This is a genomic window from Mesorhizobium sp. M1143 (assembly GCF_040318435.1).
Taxonomy (GTDB): Bacteria; Pseudomonadota; Alphaproteobacteria; order Rhizobiales; family Rhizobiaceae; genus Mesorhizobium.
Genome location: NZ_JAMYMJ010000029.1, coordinates 1 through 19696, shown reverse-complemented (window position 1 = coordinate 19696; position 19696 = coordinate 1). Strand labels below are relative to the sequence as shown.

Here is a 19696-nt window from a genome sequence, read left to right as displayed (position 1 = left end):
ACCATGATCGTCCCCGAAAACCGGCTTCCACTTTTCGGGATCATGGTTCGTTCAAGCTACCGGCGGCGGTCCGAAGCGAATGCGAAAACGCCGGTTTTCGCGGCCCTTCTTCTCGATCTTGCCGATATGGATTTCACCGACTTCGCCGGTGCTTTTGACATGGGTGCCGCCGCAGGGCTGGCTGTCGATCGAAGCGTTGTCGCCGATGCAGACCAGGCGGATCTTGCCGGTGCCGGCGGGCGGCCGGACATTCTTGGATTTCACCAGGCCAGGATTGGCTGCCAGTTCCTCGTCGGTGATCAGCCTGATGAAGATCGGATGATCGGCTCGCACCAGCTCCATCAGCCCGGCGGTGACGTCTTCCCTGGTGAAGCCGGCATCGGGAGCGTCGAAGTCGACGCGGCTGTCATCTTCGGAAACCGCAGCACCGGTAATCGGAAACGGACAGACTACGGTGAGCAAATGGCAACCTGCGTGCATGCGCATCAGGAGATGCCGCCGCTCCCAGTCGATGGCGAGTTTCACCCGCTCGCCGACCTCGGGTGCCGGCTGCTCCGGCGCCGGTACATGGATGATCTCGTCCTTGGTCTCGCCGGTGATGGTGGCGGCAATGGCGATGCGGCTGCCGTCGGCGCGCTCTAATGTGCCGGTATCGCCAGGCTGGCCGCCCGATGTGGCATAGAAGATGGTCCGGTCGAGAATGATGCCGCCGCGCTCGTTGATGGCGACAACAGTGGCGTCAGCCGCTCTGAGATAGGCGTCGTCGCGAAACAGCGCTTCTGTTCTGTGCTCCATCAGGCGACCTTCTCATACGGCACCGAAATTGTGCTGCGCTCATCCATCCAGCCCGGCACCGGCAGGTTCTTCTCGCGCAGGAATTCCGGGTTGAACAGCTTCGACTGGTAGCGCGTGCCATAGTCGGCAAGGATGGTCACGATGGTGTGGCCGGGCCCAAGCTCGCGCGCCAGCCGTATCGCGCCGGCAATGTTGATGCCGGTCGAACCGCCGACGCACAGGCCTTCTTCCTGGATCAGCTCGAAGACGATCGGCAGCGCTTCCTCGTCCGGCACCTGGAACGAGAAGTCCGGCGTGAACCCATCGAGATTTGCCGTGATGCGCCCCTGCCCTATCCCTTCGGTGATCGAGCTGCCGTCGGACTTCAATTCGCCACTGGTGTAGAAGGAATAGAGCGCCGCACCCAGCGGATCGGCGAGCGCGATCTTGACGTTGCTGCTCCTGGCCTTCAGCCCGAAGGCGACGCCGGCCAGCGTTCCGCCCGAACCCACCGCCGAGACGAAACCGTCGACCTTGCCGCCGGTCTGCGTCCAGATTTCTTCCGCCGTGGTGCGGATATGGCCGTCGCGATTGGCAACGTTGTCGAACTGGTTGGCCCAGATCGCGCCGTTCGGCTCCGACCTCGCCATCTGCTCGGCCAGCCGCCCCGACAGTTTCACGTAGTTGTTGGGGTTCTTGTAAGGCACCGCCGGCACTTCGATCAGCTCGGCGCCAAGCAGCTTGATCGTGTCCTTCTTTTCCTGGCTCTGGGTGTCGGGAATGACGATCACCGTGCGATAGCCCAGCGCCTTGGCAACCAGCGTCAGGCCAATGCCGGTATTGCCTGCCGTGCCTTCGACGATGACCCCGCCCGGCTTCAACAGCCCGCGCTGTTCGGCGTCGCGGATGATGAACAGGCCTGCGCGATCCTTGACCGACTGGCCGGGGTTCATGAACTCGGCCTTGCCCAGGATCTCGCAGCCGGTCTGCTCCGAGGCCTTGTTGAGGCGGATCAGGGGCGTGTTGCCGATCGCTTCGATCACAGAACGGGGCATCCGGGATTCCTTATGTAGCTGCGGCGAGACCCTAGAAACCCGAAGCGTGCGTTTCAAGGTAAGAATTCGCCTGGTCCAGTCGCATTTCGGGCACTGCAATCTCCCGCGGCCGGACAACGCGTGATGACGATCATTTCAACCAGTACGGAAAAGCGCTCTTTTCATTCGATTTTTTCACCGCTAGAGCACTAATGACAGATCGGCAGGGCGCAGAATGACACTTTACCGGGCCAACCCGAAGCACGGCGTCGCCTGGATAACCGGCGGCAGCAGCGGCATCGGCCGTGCGCTGGCAAAGGACCTCGCGGCAAAGGGCTTTGTCGTCGCGGTCACCGCACTCGACGGCGACCCACTCGACGCGCTCATCGTCGAGACGGCGCAGATGCCGGGACGTGTCGTCGCCTACCCTTGCGACGTCACCGACGAGCCGCGCATGGCACGCACGGTGGCGGCGATTGAAAAGGAGCTTGGGCCGATCGTGCTCGCCGTCTTCAACGCCGGCAACTACATCGCCACGCCCGGCGAAGACCTCAGGGTCCGCGACTTTCGCCAGACCTTCGAGGTCAACTATTTCGGTATCATCAATGGCCTCGTCCCGCTCATGGAGCGCATGCGCGTCCGTGCGCGCGGCCATATCGTGCTTGTCGGATCGGTCACAGCCTATTTCGGCTGGCCGACCACGGCGGCCTATGGCGGCTCGAAGGCGGCGATCAACATCTTGGCCGAGTCGCTGAAATACGATTTCGACAAGATGAATGTCCGGATCCAGGTGATGAATCCGGGCTTCATCGACACCCCGCTGACCGAAAAAAACATGCTGCCAATGCCGGGACTGATGCCGGTCAACCGCGCCTCGCGCCGCATGCTGCGCGGCATCGAGCATGGCGGCTTCGAGGTTACCTTCCCTCACCGGCTGAGCTGGGGGCTGAAGCTGCTGGCACTGCTGCCAAGGCCAGTCTGCCGGTGGTTCATCAGCACGGCGACCCGCTGGACAGGGCGGCCGCTGAATTTCGACCGCAAGCCGCCGAACGAATAGCTGTCCACAGCCCGGCTGTTGCCTGACTGCACCGGCCGCCATAGGCTTTAGAATTGTTGTGGTGTCTGAGATGGGGCGACGGATCGTGCTTGCGGTGCTGGGCGTCGTCATCATCCTTGTCCTGGCCCTCCTGCTTGGTCCGCGCGTTCCCGTCGACACAACAATCAGCTTCGACCCCAAGGTGATCGGCGACGATCCGCAAGCGTATATCGCGCGTGAAGAGGCTACCGTGCCCAACGTCCGCGACGCCCTCGAGAAAGAAATCATCTGGGCCGATCCGATGGTTCACGCCAGGACGCCATTGGCGATCGTCTATATCCATGGCTTTTCGGCATCGAAGGGCGAGGTTCGCCCGCTGGCCGACGAGGTCGCCGACCAACTCGACGCCAACCTTTTCTACACCCGCCTCACCGGTCATGGTCAGGACGGCGCTGCTATGGCGCAAGGCAGCGTCAATGCCTGGATCAACGACTATGAGGAGGCGCTCGCCATCGGCCGGGCCATCGGTGACAAAGTCATCGTCGTCGGCACCTCGACCGGTGGCTCGCTGGCGGCATGGGCGGCGACCGAGCCTGGCGCATCGGACGGCGTCGCTGCAATCGCATTCATCTCGCCGAATTTCGGCATCAGGGCTTCAGGCGCCGAGCTGCTGACCATGCCCTGGGGCAGGCAGATCGCCGAGTTCGTCGGCGGCAAGGAGCGCAGCTTTCCGACCCGCAACGCGCTGCACGAGAAACTCTGGACGCACACATATCCAATGGCAGCCGTGCTACCGATGGCGGCGCTGACCAACCTTGCCTACGCAGCGCCTGTGGAGAAGGCAACCATACCGGCGCTGTTCATCTTCTCGGATTCCGACAAGGTGGTGCGCCAGGATCGCACCCGCGAAATCGCCGGCCGCTGGGGCGCACCGCATGAACTGGTGCCCGTCGACGACAATGGCGATCCCGACGACCACGTCATTGCCGGCGACGCGCTGTCGCCCTCGACCACGGCTTTCCTGGCGCAGCGGATCGTCGTGTGGGTGAAGGCAATTACCGCGCAGCCCTAAACGAAAAGGACGGCCGAAGCATTGCCCCGGCCGTCCTCATATACAATCGTCAGCAATCAAGCCAGGCTCGACGAGCCTGACCGGTTCGTCTGATCACGCAGCCCGCGCCGCGGGCCGCTTGCCGCCGAAGCGGCGCTTGTTGTTGCCCTTGAAGGCCTTGGCGCCTTCCGGCTTGCGCTCGCTTGCACCCGCAAAAGCCGGCTTGTCACCAAAACGCTTCTTGGCGAAGCCGTTGTTCTGGCCACCGGGCCGCCTGCCGTCGCGACGGCCATTGCGGTCGTTGCGATCATTGGCGGGCTCGAAGCGCTCGTTCTTTTCGGCCGGATTGCGCACCGGATCGGGGCTGCCGAGATGGTCGGCAACGATCGGCAGCTTGCTGCGGATGATGCGCTCGACCTGACGCAGCTTGCTGTTTTCGGAAGGATCGCAAAGCGTGATGGCGATGCCGTCCATGCCGTTACGGCCGGTACGGCCGATGCGGTGGACATAGCTTTCGGCCTCATCCGGCAGATCGAAATTCACCACATGGCTGATGCCGGGGACGTCGATGCCGCGCGCCGCGATGTCGGTAGCCACGAGAATGCGCACCGAGCCCTCGCGGAAATCGTTGAGCGCCTTCTGGCGGGCGTTCTGCGACTTGTTGCCGTGGATGACGGCGGCCTTGAAGCCGTCGCGTTCGAGGTCCTTGGTCACCCGGTCGGCGCCATGTTTGGTGCGCGAAAAGATGATGACGGACTTCATCGCTTCGTCGGCGAGCATCGTCGACAGCACCTGGCGCTTCTGCTTTGTGCGGGCAAAGACAACGCCCTGCACGATTTCGGCAGCAGCGGTGCTCTGCGGCGCGACTTCGACGCGGATCGGGTTCTTCAACAGGCCCTTCGCCAGCTCGGCGATTTCGTTGGGCATGGTGGCCGAGAACAGCACCGTCTGACGGTCGGGCGCGGTCGCCTTGGCGATCCGCTTGACGTCGTTGATGAAGCCCATATCGAGCATGCGGTCGCCCTCGTCCAGCACCAGCCATTTGGTGTCGGAGAGAATCAAGTCGCCCTCGCGCACCAGGTCGGTCAGGCGGCCGGGCGTGGCGATCAGGATGTCGACGCCGGGAGCGACCTTCTTCACCTGGCTGAAGCGCGAGACGCCGCCAAGCACGAGAGCGGTCGAGACATGCGCGCCCTTGGCGAGGATCTTGATGGTGTCCTCGATCTGGACGGCGAGTTCGCGCGTCGGCGCCAGGATCAGCGCACGAGTGGTCTTGGCTCGGCGCTTGGTGCCGAGCGCGATGATCTTCGACAGGATCGGCAGCGCGAAGGCAGCGGTCTTGCCGGAGCCGGTCTGGGCGATGCCGAAGATATCACGGCCTTCCATCTGCGGCGGGATCGCCTGCGTCTGGATCGGCTTCGGCTCGGTGAAGCCGGCGCCATGCGTCGCCTTGAGCAGCGCGCCCGTAATTCCAAGGGCTGCGAAACCGGTGAGCTCCGCAGTGTTGCCGGTCGAGATAGCGTTACCGGCTGAGGTGTTTTCGTTGGTCAAAATAGTCTTCTTTCACGCGGTCTTGGCCGCAAATATCGATGGCGGCAGGGCGCAACCTGCCGTCGAAAATTTGATATGAAACGACAAGGCGGGCGGACGGAAACGTCCACTCGGCTGCGCTGTCGTGCCCGCAGGCGTCATGCCACGGGACTCTTTCGCCACTTCGTGATGTATCGGAAAGAGGGGCCGATATACCGGAAAGAGGGAAAACAGACGCAACCAGTCTCATTTGTCGAGAAGGCCGGAATCTCCGGCCCAAGCGCCTATGGGCTGCATATGGCTGAGTTCGCTCCGGAATACAAGGGGCCACATGTTGCAGCGCAATAATCGAGGCCGAAAGCGGCGCTTGCACACGCCTGCAGGCATCATTACCACAAATGCAGCTTCCATTTCTGGAGACCGAGCGATGAAGGATGTGCTGAAGGAACTCGAGCGCCGCCGCGAGATCGCCCGCATGGGCGGCGGCCAGACCCGCATCGACGCCCAGCACAAGAAGGGCAAGCTGACGGCGCGCGAACGTATCGAGGTCTTTCTCGACGAAGGCTCGTTCGAGGAGTTCGACATGTATGTCGAGCATCGCTCGACCGATTTCGGCATGGAGAAGACCAAGATCGCAGGCGATGGCGTCGTCACCGGCTGGGGCACGGTCAATGGCCGTCCGGTCTATCTCTTCGCCAAGGACTTTACCGTCTTCGGCGGCTCGCTGTCGGAGGCGCATGCCGAAAAGGTCATCAAGGTGCAAGAGATGGCGTTGCGCAACCGCGCGCCGATCATCGGTCTCTACGATGCCGGAGGCGCCCGCATCCAGGAAGGCGTGGCGGCGCTTGGCGGCTATGCCGAGATCTTTCAGCGCAACGTGCTGGCCTCCGGCGTCATACCGCAGATTTCCGTGATCATGGGGCCGTGCGCCGGCGGCGACGTCTATTCGCCTGCGATGACCGACTTCATCTTCATGGTGCGCGACACCTCTTATATGTTCGTCACCGGGCCGGATGTGGTGAAGACCGTAACCAACGAGACGGTGACGGCCGAGAGCCTTGGCGGCGCGTCCGTCCACACGACCAAATCCTCGATCGCCGATGGCGCCTACGACAATGACGTCGAGGCGCTGTTGCAGATGCGCCGGCTGGTCGATCTGCTGCCGGCGTCCAACACGTCGGAGCTTCCGGAGGTCGAATGCTATCAGTCGGTCACCGACCATGATCTGTCGCTCGACCGGCTGATCCCGGACAACGCCAACAAGCCCTATGATATCAAGGAGTTGATCCTCAAAGTTGCCGACGAAGGCGACTTCTTCGAGATCCAGCAGAACTTCGCCAAGAACATCGTCACCGGGTTTGGCCGCGTCGAGGGCCGTACCGTCGGCTTCGTCGCCAACCAGCCGATGGTGCTGGCCGGCGTGCTCGATTCCGACGCAAGCCGCAAGGCGGCGCGCTTCGTGCGCTTCTGCGACTGTTTTTCCATTCCCATCGTCACCTTCGTCGACGTGCCGGGCTTCCTGCCCGGCACCGCGCAGGAATATGGCGGCCTGATCAAGCATGGCGCGAAACTCCTGTTTGCCTACGCCGAGGCGACCGTGCCGAAAATCACGGTCATCACCCGCAAAGCCTATGGCGGCGCCTATGACGTGATGGCCTCAAAGCACCTGCGTGGCGACATGAACTATGCCTGGCCGACGGCGCAGATCGCGGTGATGGGGGCGAGAGGCGCGGTCGAGATCATCTACCGTAAGGATATCGGCGACGCCGAAAAGATCGCAGCCCACACAAAGTCTTACGAAGACCGCTTCCTGTCGCCCTTCGTCGCCGCCGAACGCGGCTATGTCGACGAGGTGATCATGCCGCATTCGACCCGCCGCCGCATCGCGCGGGCGCTGCGCATGCTGCGCAACAAGGACATGCAGAATCCCTGGAAGAAGCACGACAACATCCCGTTGTAACATCCAATGTCGCGACTGATCATCAGCGCCGGTCGGCGGTTTGGCAGGTTCACGGTCCTGTTTTTCGTTGTTCCCGCTCTCATCATCTTCTGCGTCTGGATGTCCCTGCTCGACAACCATCCAATCTGGTTTATCGCCAGCGGCTTCGTCGTCATGCCGATCGCCACCACGGCCTTGGCATTTCTGTTCGGCACATTGTTTGCGGGCTTCCGACGCAGCAAGATCAAAGGCGTCAGTGAAGCAGAAGCGCCCGGCCTGTGGGCGCTGTGGCGGAGCGTCGCCGGACCGCGCCGTGCTGCGCGCACGGTTGTCATACTAGAGGGCAACCTGAACGCCAGCGTGCGCGAGGAGCGCACGCTTCTCGGCCTTCTCGGCAATCGGCTGTTTCTAACCATTGGCATCCCTCTCCTCGCAGTGACCGATGAAAGAGCGCTTGCCGCGATCCTTGCCCATGAGGACGCGCATGTGCGCAACAAGGATACCAATGGCAGCCTCAATCTCGCTGAGTTCGAAAACGGTTTCGGATTTGTCTTCGAGTATGCCCCGCCCGGAACCACGATCACAGGCAGCCTGCTCCACGCCGCTATCGGCTGGCTGTCGCAATCGTTCGAGCGGGAAGAAATCCGGCTTTCGCGCGAAGCGGAGATCAAGGCAGATCGACACGCGGCATCCTCCGGCGACGCCGAGCACGCCGCACGCGCGCTGTTGCTTCTTGCCACGGCAGACGTGCATTTCGCGGAGACGGTCTATGACCCTTTGCAGCATGAATTGCGAGGTGCTTTGCGTCCGCCGCGACCGCCGCTCGAGCGCATGCTGGAAGCTGCCGGCCAGCTGCGAGAACCCATTTGCCTCAATGTTTGCGCCCGCAAGGCGTGGGCAAGCCCGGATGACGCAAAGTCCACCCATCCATCATGGGCTCAACGGCTGGCGGCGCTTGGCTACACGGAGCCGCCCGACCTGGACCCGATCGCCGTGACCGCGCTCTCGACGCTGCTGAACTCGAGCGTAGCACAGCGCCACATTTCGGAATTCGACACCAAATGGACTGCGCGGATGGAAGACTATCTCCAGCGCTGAACTGGTGGTCGCCCAACTCGCAGGCTCACTCCTCTTCCGCCGCCCCGAACCCCGCATCCCTGGGGGCGCTGGTCGCGCTCGCCCAAGGCGTTGCGTGGTTGTCGATGCGCATCTGGAAGATGAAATAGGTCGGCGAGCAGTAGCCGATGCCTTTCACCTTGGCGGCGCCCGGCGTGTCCGGCGGCAGCGACTGGCACATATAATCCTCGCGGCAGAAATGATCGGCCGAACATGCGGGACGGTTGCCGCGGTTGACCGCGCCGCCGAGGCACTGGTCGAAATTGTTGGTGGCGACGCAGGTGTCGAATTTCTTGCCGCCGACTATGCCGCAAATTTCCGATGGCATCGGCTTGCCCGTCTTGAATGCGGCGAAGCTGCGGTCCTTGTCGTCGCAGGCGCGATAAGCGATGCCTGCCGGTACGCCGATTTTCGGTGGCCGGCAGGTGTAGGCGGTCCGCGAAAAGGTCGGCGCAAAAGCAGCGAACTGGCCGGTGATCTTGTAGCGGTCGTTGAACGGCTGAGACGGGTTGCTGGCGATCGACCCGGTCAGGCAGGGATGGCCCGAAAACATCTTTGGACTGTCCGTGGGCAACAGACATTGCGCCAACGCGGTATGCACGCCTGAAGCCGTCGCGAGCGGCGTGCAGACGGTGCCGCCACCGCATTGCCAGGTCGCGCCGAAGCGTTTTGCATCATCCGGCATCAGGCACGGCATCGCGATCTCGGCCGGGGCGTAGTCGACATCGCCGGCATCGGTCCATGTCGCCGGCGGCGCGAAGGACAGCGGCCGGTAGCGGTTCGGCTCCTTGCCTTCTTCCGTCGCGCGCAGCCAGGCCTCACGTCGCGCAATCTCGGCATGGAGATGCGGCGAGATGCCGACCTCGATCCGGTTGAGAGGCGACGTCGTTTTGTCGTCGAGGCCGATGAAGTGAAAGCCGGCCGTCGAGCCTGCCTGGTGGCAGCCCTGGCAGGCGCCATTGTCCAGCCGCTCGACCAGCGCCTCCGGTGTCCGCACCAGCTTCAGCGCCGCATCGTCCAGGCCGGCGAAATCCGCTGGCTGGAACAGCGGCGTGAACGGATGGTTGGCCTGTCTCGCGCTGCCGAAGGTCGACCACGAAATGATTTTCTTCGCCAGGAATTCGTCGGGGATTTCGTAGACGCCGAGATCGACCGCCGCGACATTGGCGATGACGTAGTCGGCGAGCCTTTTCTTCAGTGCGGCATCATCCGAGAGCCGCGCAACGTCAGGCGTATTCTCCAGCGGCTTCTCGCTGATGGCAGCGCCATCGATACCGAAGATCCGCATGAGATAGGCCGCCTGCCCGCCGAATTCGGTCTCCTGTCCCGAGGGAAAGCGCACCACTTGCGCGTTGAGTTCGAGCTGTTTGAAAGTCAGTTCCTCCGGTGCCAGCGGCCCGCCGGCCAGCCAGCCGGCATCGACGTTTTCGTCGATCTGCGGTGTCCAGCGCCCGGCAACGCCGACGCAGCCGCCATCGGCATCCGGCGCCACGCTGTAGACGGCGTTGAAATTGAATGGCAGCCGCGATGCCAGAACCTTGCCGTTCTTGCGGAAACTGTAGGCCAGGCGATAGACAAAGCGCACCTCGCCACAGCTCTTGTCACCTTGCAGCGCGGTGAAGTCACGCCGGTCCAGCCGGTTGACGACGCCGACCAGGCGGAAGCGCGCGGCCTCGGTCTTCAGCCAGCGCATATCCATGACGCGGCCGACATTGCCGTCGGTCACCTCGTAGAGCGTGCGCCCGCCGGCCTTTATCTCGGCCCGCAGCGTGGCAATATCGGCCGCCACCATGTCGACAACAGCACGATAGGCCGGCGCCTCACTGTAGAGCGTCTTCAGATCGTCCGGGCCGTCGACGGCGAAAATGCGGGCGAAGCCAAAACCCTTGGCATCGAGGGCGGCGAGCACCGCCGGATCGTCGACGATGGTCACCGGCTGCTCAGCGCGCACGCCATGCGAGGCGAACAGCGCGATGATGGCTGCAATGGCGAGCGCGAAATGCTTCATCTGATCGCCACCTTCTGCCGTGCATCGACCAGTTCACGCAGCACCGGCACCAGGGCCAGCGGCAGATCCTCCGCGATCAGCCCCGGACCGAAGCGGCTGCCGGCCTCGGCATGGATCCAGACCGCTGCGCAGGCGGCCTCGAATGCCTGCATGCCCTGCGCCAGCAGCGCGGCGACAATGCCCGCCAGCACGTCGCCGGAACCGGCGGTGGCGAGCCATGGTGCACCATTGGCGTTGATCACCGCGCGGCCGTCCGGCGCCGCGATGACGGTGTCGGCGCCCTTGTAGACCATGATGGCGTTGGCTCGTTCAGCGGCTGCGCGCGCCTTGGCGAGTTTCGACTGCTTCTTGTCCTTCGCGATGTCGGGAAAAAGTCTGGCGAATTCGCCTTCATGCGGCGTCAGCACCAATACCGGCCCCAACGGGAGCAGCGCGGCGTCGAACAGGGCCTGAGGCTGATGCGCCAATGACGTGATGGCGTCAGCATCCAAGACAATGGCAGGGCGCTGAATTCCGAATGAACTCGTCGACGTGCGGTTTAGGTCAGCGACCGTCGCGATCAATTGCAACGCGAAATCCCCCACTTTGGGTTTCGGCCCGAGCCCTGGTCCGAACACAAGTACTTCGGGGTGCCTCGCCGACAAAAATTCCTGCACTTCCTCCATCGAACCGGCCTCGCGCAGCATGATCGATGTCAGATGCGCGGCGTTTACCTGCATGGCATTTTCAGGCGAGAGCACGGTCACCGCCCCTGCCCCGGCTCTGGCTGCAGCCATCGCCGACAGCCGCGCCGCACCTGTCGCGCTCGGCCCGCCGGAAAAGACGCTGACGTGGCCGCGCTTATACTTATGTGTATCGACCGCCGTTTTCGGAAAACTGTATAGCCAGAAGTCAGGCGTGTTCTCGAACGTCTTGATCTTGAACTCATCGACGATCGCATCCGGAATGCCGATATCGGCGATGATGATCTCGCCGCAGAGGCTGCGCCCCGGCATCAGCAGATGGCCGGGCTTTTTCCGCACGAACGTCACCGTCACGTCGGCCTTGAAATAAGCGTTGCTCAAGCCGGTCTCGCCCGACACACCAGAAGGCAGATCGATTGACACCACAGGCACGCGCTCCGCCGCGGCCAATCCTGAGACGGCAGAGGCATGCAGGGATATCTTCTTCGACAATCCCGCACCATAGAGCGCGTCCACGACGACTTCACCCGGTTCCGGGTAGCAGTGTCCGATGTGCTCGACCGGCAGATTGCAGGCCTCGGAAGCTCGCGCCGCATCACTCCCGGGCTTCTGCTTGCCTTCGGCCCAGAGCGCCACATTCACACCAGCCTCGGCCAGCAACCGCGCTACAACATAGCCGTCGCCACCATTATTGCCGGGGCCGCACAGCACGTGCACGCGGCTTGCTGCGGGATAGCGTGCCAGGACCACAGCAGCGACCGCTTCGCCGGCGCGCTGCATCAGGCCATAGCCGTCGAGCGGACCGGCCGCGATCGCCAGCCGGTCGGTCTCGCCCATCTCGGCCGGCGACAGGACTTCATTGCTCATGGATTGCCGATCCGCATTTCGTTCAAGGCCGACCCCTTTGTCCCTATCGAGCATTGTCCAGTTTCGGATTCGAAGCAAACGGCCAGGTGCTGCGTTGGCGTGCGGCCAATCCTTTCGCAGACTGGTGCCACGGATCCGCGCAGGCCTGCAAAATGCGCAATCTGCCTAATTATCGTGCAGACGCCCGAAGCGGCAATGTGTAGGCTTCGGGCAGCTTTGCCGCAGCCGAAGCAGAGGATGACGCGAATGTGCATCCCGGCGCGGCGCGGCATTGGAATTGCGCGAAACCGCTTCGCGTGGGCTGAAATTGGCACAGTTCGTGCTTGATGGAGGCGCAAGCGGGGCGCACAACCCGTTTTTTTGGCAGTGGAGGCCACTTTCTACATGAAAAAGATCGAAGCGATCATCAAGCCGTTCAAGCTAGACGAAGTGAAGGAAGCGCTTCAGGAGGCCGGTCTGCAAGGCATTACCGTGACCGAGGCTAAGGGCTTTGGCCGCCAGAAAGGCCATACCGAACTCTATCGCGGCGCCGAATATGTCGTCGACTTCCTGCCCAAGGTGAAGATCGAAGTCGTGCTGGGCGACGACGCCGTCGAAGGCGCCATCGAAGCCATCCGCAAGGCGGCGCAGACCGGCCGCATCGGCGACGGCAAGATCTTCGTCTCCAACATCGAGGAGGTCGTTCGCATCCGTACCGGCGAAACGGGGATGGACGCCGTCTGAGCTTTCTGATTTCAGATTAACGTCTCCTCGAAACGTCATCACACAGGGAAGAAACGACATGACGACAGCCAAAGACATCATGAAGCAGATCAAGGACAACGACGTGAAATTCGTCGACCTGCGCTTCACCGATCCGAAGGGCAAGCTGCAGCACGTGACGATGGATGTCATCGAGGTCGAGGAAGACATGTTCGCCGACGGCGTCATGTTCGACGGCTCCTCGATCGCCGGCTGGAAGGCGATCAACGAGTCCGACATGGTGCTGATGCCCGATGCGGACACCGTCCACATGGATCCGTTCTTCGCCCAGTCGACCATGGTCATCCTGTGCGACATTCTCGATCCGGTCTCCGGCGAATCCTACAACCGCGATCCGCGCGGCACTGCAAAGAAGGCCGAGGCCTACATGAAGGCCGAAGGCATCGGCGACACCATCTATGTCGGCCCCGAAGCCGAGTTCTTCGTCTTCGACGACGTCAAGTACAAGGCCGATCCCTACAACACCGGCTTCAAGCTGGACTCGACCGAACTGCCGTCCAACGACGACACCGATTACGAGACCGGCAATCTCGGCCACCGCCCGCGCGTCAAGGGCGGCTACTTCCCTGTGCCGCCGATCGACAGCGCGCAGGACATGCGCTCCGAAATGCTGACCGTGCTCGCCGAAATGGGCGTGCGCGTCGAAAAGCACCATCACGAGGTTGCCGCTGCCCAGCACGAGCTCGGCATCAAGTTCGACACGCTGGTCCGCAACGCCGACAAGATGCTGATCTACAAATATGTCGTGCACCAGGTCGCCAATGCCTATGGCAAGACGGCCACCTTCATGCCGAAGCCGATCTTCGGCGACAACGGCTCGGGCATGCACGTCCACCAGTCGATCTGGAAGAACGGCAAGCCGACCTTCGCCGGCAATGAATATGCCGGCCTTTCGGAGTCGTGCCTGTTCTACATCGGCGGCATCATCAAGCACGCCAAGGCCATCAACGCGTTCACCAACCCGCTGACCAACTCCTACAAGCGCCTTGTACCTGGCTATGAAGCCCCGGTGCTGCTCGCCTACTCCGCGCGCAACCGTTCGGCCTCGTGCCGCATTCCGTTCGGCTCGTCGCCGAAAGCCAAGCGCGTCGAGGTCCGCTTCCCCGATCCGGGCGCGAACCCCTACCTCGCTTTCGCCGCCATGCTGATGGCCGGCCTCGACGGCATCAAGAACAAGATCCACCCGGGACAGCCGATGGACAAGGATCTTTACGATCTGCCGCCGAAGGAACTGAAGAAGATTCCGACCGTCTGTGGTTCGCTGCGCGAAGCGCTGCAAAGCTTGGACAAGGACCGCGGCTTCCTGAAGGCCGGCGGCGTCTTCGACGACGACCAGATCGACAGCTACATCGAGCTCAAGATGGCCGAAGTGATGCGCTTCGAAATGACCCCGCATCCGGTCGAATACGACATGTACTATTCGGTCTGAACGATAAGCCTCAGCGACAAGGAAAAACCCCGGCGTCAGTTCAGACGCCGGGGTTTTTGTTTGACCAATAGCAGACCGTAGACGTGGTAGCAGCAGGCTACGGCGCAGGCTTACGAAGCCTGCGCCGCTATAGATGCTTACGCCGCCGCCGAAACCTGCACGCTGGTCGAAACCTCCGCGATCGTCTTCAGGATCTGCGATGCGATCTGGTAGGGGTCGCCTTGCGAGTTCGGACGGCGGTCTTCCAGGTAACCCTTGTAGTCATTGTTGACGAAGGAATGCGGCACGCGGATCGAGGCGCCGCGGTCGGCGATGCCGTAGCTGAAGCGGTTCCACGGCGCGGTCTCATGCTTGCCGGTCAGGCGCTTGTCATTGTCCGGGCCGTAGACGGCGATGTGGTCCATCAGGTTCTTGTCGAATTGAGCCATCAGCGCTTCGAAATAGGCCTTGCCGCCGACTTCGCGCATATAGGCGGTCGAGAAGTTGGCGTGCATGCCCGAGCCGTTCCAGTCGGTGTCGCCAAGCGGCTTGCAGTGATACTCGATGTCGATCTCGTATTTTTCGGTCAGGCGCTGCAAGAGATAACGGGCCATCCACATCTGGTCGGCGGCCTTCTTGGAGCCCTTGCCGAAAATCTGGAATTCCCACTGGCCCTTGGCCACTTCGGCGTTGATGCCTTCATGGTTGATGCCTGCTGCGAGGCAAAGGTCGAGATGCTCCTCGACGATCTGGCGCGCGATCGGGCCGACATTCGAATAGCCGACGCCGGTGTAGTACGGGCCCTGCGGCGCCGGATAGCCGCTCTCGGGGAAGCCGAGCGGACGGCCGTCCTTGTAGAAGAAATACTCCTGCTCGAAGCCGAACCAGGCGCCCTCGTCGTCGAGGATGGTGGCGCGCTTGTTGGACACATGCGGCGTTACGCCATCTGGCATCATCACTTCGCACATCACCAGCACGCCATTGGTGCGGGCCGGATCCGGGAACACGGCGACCGGCTTCAGCACGCAGTCGGAGCTGTGGCCTTCGGCCTGCTGCGTGGAAGAACCGTCGAAGCCCCACAGCGGCAGCTGCTCGAGCGTCGGGAACTCGGCGAACTCCTTGACCTGGGTCTTGCCGCGAAGATTGGGGACCGGGGTGTAACCATCGAGCCAGATATACTCGAGCTTGTATTTCGTCATTCTAGAGCCTCTCGTTGCTTGATCACCGAACCTGGATGACGCCGGCGCGCCGAGCCATCCAGCAGCCCAGCTGCCGGTCGATAAAATGCAAATCGTGTGCCACTTCAGTTGGTCAGGGTGCGGCAAAAATGCCCTTTCATCCCGCCGGTGATGGCAAGCCGCCTAAGCAATGCGCCCGGATCAATCAAAGGCAGAATTTGCTTAAATAACAGGCAAATGCAGATCTTTCTTTAGGCATCTTGCCTAAAAGGATTGCAGGACCTACCTTGATGGAAAGATGAATCGAAGAGCCTCTCCAGAAGAAAGGAGACCGACCATGGAAATCACCTCAGCCCGTCCGTCGGCCAAAATCCTGATATTCCCGGCGGCATCGCGTGTAACTGCCTCAAATTTAGGCGTAAAGGCCAAGTTTGCGGCAGAGCTTGCTTCGCTGCGCGATCACCCGCTTGCCCATGGCGAGGCCTGGTATCATGAGGCCGCCATTGCGGAGGCCGAACAGCCTCGCAAGAGCTAGGCGTCTTCCGCGCTGATAGATCGAACAGGCCCACAAATCAAAAACCCGGCGCGATCGCTCGCGCCGGGTTTGTGTTTGATACAGAGCCGTCGGCTACTGCTTGGTATGCAGGTCGGTGCCGAGCGTATCCCTGACGAAGATCATGCCGATGATCAGCGTCACCGCCGCGATCACCACCGGATACCAAAGGCCGTAATAGATATCGCCCTTGTAGGCGCTGAACGCGAACACGATCGCGGGCAGCAGGCCGCCGAACCAGCCATTGCCGATGTGATAGGGCAGTGACATGCCGCTGTAGCGGATGCGGGTCGGGAACATCTCGACCAGGATTGCCGCGATCGGCCCGTAGACCATGGTCACGTAGAGGACCAGGATGAACAGGATGCCAATGACCTTGGCCCAGTTGACCTGTGCGGGGTCGGCAAACATCGCGAACGCGCCCGCTGCCGGAACGCTGTAGACGGTCACCTCGGTGGCGCCCGCGGCTTCGTCCTTGGTCAGCACCTTGTCCTTGATCGCCTGTTCGGTCGGGACCGCGGTCTTTTCGCCGGCGCGGATGGCTGCCGCGTCGAGCTTCAGTTCAGGATTGGCCGCGACAAAGGCGTCGAGCTTCTGGTCGGCAACCTTGGCGGCAGCACGCTTCAGCGGATAACCGCCCCCCTGAAGCGCGAGATTGATACCCTTCTTGAAGGCAGCGTCGCTGGCAGCCTTCTTGTCGCCCGCGGCCTTGGCATCATAAGACGCCACGGTTTCGCTGCCGATCATGACACTCGCCGGGGTCCCCGCCGCCGCCGTCGAGACGATGTCGTAAGGCACCGAGTTCTTGGCAAGGAAATCGGTCGCGATATCGCACGAACTGACCGGTACGCGCGTGCCGGTCGGATTGAACTGGAAGTTGCAGTCTCCCGGAGCCGCCGTCACCGTGGCGCGCGTGTTCTGCTGTGCGGTGGCGAGCGCCGGATTGGCGGCCCAGGTCAACGCCTTGAACAGCGGGAAGGTGGTGACGACCGCCAGCGCAAGGCCGGCCATGATGATCGGCTTGCGGCCGATCTTGTCGGACAGCCAGCCGAAGAAGACGAAGAAGCCCGTACCGAGTGCCAGCGCAATGGCAATCATGATGTTCACCGACTGCGCATCGACCTTGAGCACATTGGCCAGGAAGAACAGTGCGTAGAACTGACCATTGTACCAGACCACGGCCTGACCGGCGGTGAGGCCGAACAGCGCCAGGATGGCGATCTTGGCGTTTTTCCACTGGCCGAAGGCTTCCGACAGCGGCGCCTTGGAACTCTTGCCCTCTTCCTTCATGCGCAGGAAGGTCGGCGATTCCGAAAGCGACAGCCGGATCCAGACCGAAATGCCGAGCAGGATGGCCGAGACCAGGAAAGGAATGCGCCATCCCCAGGCGTTGAAGGCGTCCTTGCTTACAGAATTCTGCACCAGCAGGATGACAATCAGCGACAGGAACAGGCCGAGCGTCGCCGTCGTCTGGATCCATGACGTGTAGAAGCCGCGACGGTCATCCGGCGCATGTTCCGCGACATAGGTCGCGGCGCCGCCGTACTCACCGCCAAGCGCCAGGCCCTGCAGCATGCGCAGCGCGATCAACAGGATCGGCGCCAGAATGCCCAGTGTCTCTGAGCCCGGAAGCAGGCCGACAAGGAAAGTCGACAGACCCATGATCATGATGGTGACAAGGAATGTGTATTTGCGGCCGACGAGATCGCCGATGCGGCCGAACACCAGCGCGCCGAACGGGCGCACGATGAAGCCGGCGGCGAAGACCAGCAGCGTGAAGATGTAGCGGGTGCTTTCGGGAAACGAGTTGAAGAAGGTCAAGCCGATCGCGCCGGCCAACGCTCCGTAGAGATAGAAATCATACCATTCGAAAACCGCGCCCAGCGAGGAGGCGAAGATGACCTTCTTCTCCTCTCGTGTCATGCCGCGGCTGGCTCCGCCGGCGGTCGATGCCAATGCCATTGAACTGTCCTCCCGTGAAATCCCGTCTGTCCTCGAGGCTGGGCGTCATCGTCGGCGTTCCCTCTGAACGCGACTCGAACCAGCCATCGGCGTAAAAAATGACAGAAAGCGACCGCCGGAGGCAGACAGACCTTGGATTTATGACTTTGGTATTAGGTGCAGTGCGGCAAAAGGCCGAGGATCAGGTCTTCAGCGCGTCGAGCAGGCCGACGGCCGCCATCATGTCGCGTTTGCGGGCCGAGCGGCGTGCGACAGCCTCGGCGTCCTGGCCCCAGTGCTCGACCTGCCAGTCCTCGTCGACATGGCCGGCGGCCCAGGCCGCGTCGCCGTCGAGCGCGCCGTAATCGACCGCCAGCGCCAGCAGCGCCGACCCGGTCAGCGAAGTCATGACATGGATTGCAGACAGCCGCAGCGGCTCGGCACGCTGGGCAAGATGGGCGCCGAGGACGGCGAGGCTTTCGCGCGGCTGCTCGACATGGATGATGCCCTCGGCGAGGTTGAACCGAGCCCCTAATGTCGCCCTCGCCCAGTCGATCACCGGATCCCAATGCTGGTTCTGCCGCTCGACCAGCCCCTGCGGCGCGTCGGCGCGGTAGCAGGTCAGATCGGACGAGGCGAAGCGCAAGACGTCCTCCAGCACCGCCTGCGGGTCGCTGGCGACGCCGTCGATGGCGGTGTTGACCAGACGCAGCACCGGCATCGTGACCGGGTCGATGGTCTCGCCCTGTGCAGCGAACTCATTGGCGACCAGGGCGGCGGCCTTTTCGGTCGGCAGCGCCAGCAGCGCCTTGCCCGGCGTGCGCACCGGCTTGCCATCGAGGTGGACGACAAAACCGTCCTCCACAGCTACGACCGACACGTCCTTGTAGAAGCGCTTCGGCAGGTGCGTCTTCATCTGGATCTGGGCGCGGCGGACCGGATCCGGATCGGACAGATGCTTTCCCGCTTCGAGGTCGTTGAGGATGTCACGCATGGTCGAACTTTCTATCCAGGTACCTGCTTGCGCGCCGGCCGGTTGACGATGATCAGGCCGACTGCGATCAGCCCAAGCGCCACAAAGATCCTGGTCGTTGGCGCCTCGCCAAGAATGATAGCGCCGCAGAGGACGCCGAACACCGGCGACAGGAAGGCGAAGCTCGACAGGCCCGATGCCGGATAGCGCCTGAGCAGCCAGAACCACAGCACATAGGTGAAGGCAACTATATAGAGCGACTGGAACAGCAGCGCCAATGTCGGCAAGGCACTGACCGCGCGGATCGGCGGGCCGGCGAAAGGCAGAACCAGGACACCGACAATGGCCGCACCGGCCAGCTGATAAAGCAGCAATTTCTCGGCACTGGTCTCGACCAGTTTCGAACGCTTGATGACGATGCTGGTCGCCGCCCACAGGATGCCCGAGCCGAGGCTGAGCAGATCGCCCATCAAGGTCACGTCGGTGCCGCCGGCAATCCCGTCGGAAAACACCGCCACAAGGCCACAGAAGGCAAGCACGAGCCCGCCAAGCTTGCGCGCGTTGATACGCTCACCGAGCAGGAAATGGCCGCCGATCAGGACCCAGAACGGCATGGTGTTGACCAGCAGTGTGTTGCGGGCAACGGTCGTGTATTCCAGCCCGATATAGAGGCACAGGAACTCGACGCCGAACAGCACGCCGACGATGATGCCGGCGACAAGCGACCCGTCGGCCTTAAACAGCCTGATGCCGCGCAGCCAGCACCAGCCGAGCACACAGAGCCCGCCGATGATCGAACGTGCGATCGAGACGAAAACCGGATCGAAGCCGGCATAGGAGATC

The 19696-nt window shown here is 62.4% G+C and carries 16 protein-coding genes; 7 read left to right on the top strand and 9 right to left on the bottom strand.

What is annotated here, in order from left to right:
• Positions 1–51: 51 nt before the first annotated feature.
• Entirely contained in the window at positions 52–795 is a 744-nt protein-coding gene (locus NKH35_RS19480) for an alanyl-tRNA editing protein (protein WP_352915878.1), read from the bottom strand.
• Positions 795–1829 carry a cysteine synthase A gene (locus NKH35_RS19475; protein ID WP_352546036.1) on the bottom strand — a complete coding sequence of 345 codons (1035 nt, stop codon included), beginning with the start codon at positions 1827–1829 and terminating at the stop codon, positions 795–797. Before NKH35_RS19475 ends, NKH35_RS19480 begins: the two co-directional genes overlap by 1 nt.
• Positions 1830–2043: 214 nt before the next feature.
• Here NKH35_RS19475 and NKH35_RS19470 point away from each other — a divergent pair, with 214 nt between their 5' ends.
• A complete protein-coding gene (locus tag NKH35_RS19470; protein WP_023734048.1) occupies positions 2044–2865 on the top strand; it encodes an SDR family oxidoreductase in 822 nt (273 codons plus the stop codon).
• 70 nt (positions 2866–2935) lie between these two features.
• Complete coding sequence (locus NKH35_RS19465; RefSeq protein WP_023748684.1) at positions 2936–3916, top strand: alpha/beta hydrolase; 981 nt, start codon at positions 2936–2938, stop codon at positions 3914–3916.
• A gap of 93 nt (positions 3917–4009) precedes the next feature.
• Here the strand turns inward: NKH35_RS19465 and NKH35_RS19460 are convergent, their stop codons facing one another.
• Positions 4010–5446: a DEAD/DEAH box helicase gene (locus NKH35_RS19460; RefSeq protein WP_031246530.1), complete on the bottom strand. Its 1437-nt coding sequence runs from the start codon at positions 5444–5446 to the stop codon at positions 4010–4012.
• A 406-nt stretch (positions 5447–5852) separates the two neighbouring features.
• Here NKH35_RS19460 and NKH35_RS19455 point away from each other — a divergent pair, with 406 nt between their 5' ends.
• Both NKH35_RS19455 and NKH35_RS19450 read left to right on the top strand, forming a co-directional pair.
• Complete coding sequence (locus NKH35_RS19455; RefSeq protein WP_023743038.1) at positions 5853–7385, top strand: acyl-CoA carboxylase subunit beta; 1533 nt, start codon at positions 5853–5855, stop codon at positions 7383–7385.
• 99 nt (positions 7386–7484) lie between these two features.
• A complete protein-coding gene (locus NKH35_RS19450) occupies positions 7485–8462 on the top strand; it encodes a M48 family metallopeptidase (protein ID WP_352915875.1) in 978 nt (325 codons plus the stop codon).
• Between the two features lie 25 nt (positions 8463–8487).
• Here NKH35_RS19450 and NKH35_RS19445 read toward each other — a convergent pair whose 3' ends face one another.
• Both NKH35_RS19445 and NKH35_RS19440 read right to left on the bottom strand, forming a co-directional pair.
• The gene (locus tag NKH35_RS19445; protein WP_023710551.1) at positions 8488–10488 is read right to left on the bottom strand and encodes a hypothetical protein; all 2001 of its coding nucleotides are present in this window, start codon (positions 10486–10488) and stop codon (positions 8488–8490) included.
• Positions 10485–12038 (bottom strand): NAD(P)H-hydrate dehydratase, encoded by a 1554-nt coding sequence (locus tag NKH35_RS19440; protein WP_352651843.1) that lies wholly within the window; start codon positions 12036–12038, stop codon positions 10485–10487. Before NKH35_RS19440 ends, NKH35_RS19445 begins: the two co-directional genes overlap by 4 nt.
• A gap of 384 nt (positions 12039–12422) precedes the next feature.
• Here NKH35_RS19440 and NKH35_RS19435 point away from each other — a divergent pair, with 384 nt between their 5' ends.
• Positions 12423–12761, top strand: a complete 339-nt coding sequence (locus tag NKH35_RS19435; protein WP_006205430.1) for a P-II family nitrogen regulator — start codon at positions 12423–12425, stop codon at positions 12759–12761.
• 58 nt (positions 12762–12819) lie between these two features.
• Entirely contained in the window at positions 12820–14229 is a 1410-nt protein-coding gene (gene glnA / locus NKH35_RS19430; protein WP_023672775.1) for a type I glutamate--ammonia ligase, read from the top strand.
• Positions 14230–14366: 137 nt separating this feature from the next.
• On the opposite strand, the gene NKH35_RS19425 is transcribed toward glnA, so the two are convergent.
• Positions 14367–15407: a glutamine synthetase beta-grasp domain-containing protein gene (locus NKH35_RS19425; RefSeq protein ID WP_352915872.1), complete on the bottom strand. Its 1041-nt coding sequence runs from the start codon at positions 15405–15407 to the stop codon at positions 14367–14369.
• Between the two features lie 316 nt (positions 15408–15723).
• On the opposite strand from NKH35_RS19425, the gene NKH35_RS19420 reads away from it, so the two are divergent.
• The gene (locus NKH35_RS19420) at positions 15724–15921 is read left to right on the top strand and encodes a DUF2735 domain-containing protein (protein ID WP_023688422.1); all 198 of its coding nucleotides are present in this window, start codon (positions 15724–15726) and stop codon (positions 15919–15921) included.
• Between the two features lie 93 nt (positions 15922–16014).
• On the opposite strand, the gene NKH35_RS19415 is transcribed toward NKH35_RS19420, so the two are convergent.
• From NKH35_RS19415 to NKH35_RS19405, 3 genes are all read right to left on the bottom strand, one after another.
• Positions 16015–17901: an MFS transporter gene (locus NKH35_RS19415; protein ID WP_023682590.1), complete on the bottom strand. Its 1887-nt coding sequence runs from the start codon at positions 17899–17901 to the stop codon at positions 16015–16017.
• 181 nt (positions 17902–18082) lie between these two features.
• A complete protein-coding gene (locus NKH35_RS19410) occupies positions 18083–18874 on the bottom strand; it encodes an ATP12 family chaperone protein (protein WP_352915869.1) in 792 nt (263 codons plus the stop codon).
• An 11-nt stretch (positions 18875–18885) separates the two neighbouring features.
• A partial coding sequence (locus NKH35_RS19405) for a DMT family transporter (protein ID WP_352915867.1) occupies positions 18886–19696 on the bottom strand: 811 nt, incomplete at its 5' end.

Bases quoted from the DNA above. Each gene is read 5' to 3' on its own strand.
- NKH35_RS19480 (WP_352915878.1), bottom strand. From the start codon at position 795: ATGGAGCACAGAACAGAAGCGCTGTTTCGCGACGACGCCTATCTCAGA.
- NKH35_RS19475 (WP_352546036.1), bottom strand. From the start codon at position 1,829: ATGCCCCGTTCTGTGATCGAAGCGATCGGCAACACGCCCCTGATCCGC.
- NKH35_RS19470 (WP_023734048.1), top strand. From the start codon at position 2,044: ATGACACTTTACCGGGCCAACCCGAAGCACGGCGTCGCCTGGATAACC.
- NKH35_RS19465 (WP_023748684.1), top strand. From the start codon at position 2,936: ATGGGGCGACGGATCGTGCTTGCGGTGCTGGGCGTCGTCATCATCCTT.
- NKH35_RS19455 (WP_023743038.1), top strand. From the start codon at position 5,853: ATGAAGGATGTGCTGAAGGAACTCGAGCGCCGCCGCGAGATCGCCCGC.
- NKH35_RS19450 (WP_352915875.1), top strand. From the start codon at position 7,485: ATGTCCCTGCTCGACAACCATCCAATCTGGTTTATCGCCAGCGGCTTC.
- NKH35_RS19445 (WP_023710551.1), bottom strand. From the start codon at position 10,488: ATGAAGCATTTCGCGCTCGCCATTGCAGCCATCATCGCGCTGTTCGCC.
- NKH35_RS19440 (WP_352651843.1), bottom strand. From the start codon at position 12,038: ATGAGCAATGAAGTCCTGTCGCCGGCCGAGATGGGCGAGACCGACCGG.
- NKH35_RS19435 (WP_006205430.1), top strand. From the start codon at position 12,423: ATGAAAAAGATCGAAGCGATCATCAAGCCGTTCAAGCTAGACGAAGTG.
- glnA (WP_023672775.1), top strand. From the start codon at position 12,820: ATGACGACAGCCAAAGACATCATGAAGCAGATCAAGGACAACGACGTG.
- NKH35_RS19425 (WP_352915872.1), bottom strand. From the start codon at position 15,407: ATGACGAAATACAAGCTCGAGTATATCTGGCTCGATGGTTACACCCCG.
- NKH35_RS19420 (WP_023688422.1), top strand. From the start codon at position 15,724: ATGGAAATCACCTCAGCCCGTCCGTCGGCCAAAATCCTGATATTCCCG.
- NKH35_RS19415 (WP_023682590.1), bottom strand. From the start codon at position 17,901: ATGGCATTGGCATCGACCGCCGGCGGAGCCAGCCGCGGCATGACACGA.
- NKH35_RS19410 (WP_352915869.1), bottom strand. From the start codon at position 18,874: ATGCGTGACATCCTCAACGACCTCGAAGCGGGAAAGCATCTGTCCGAT.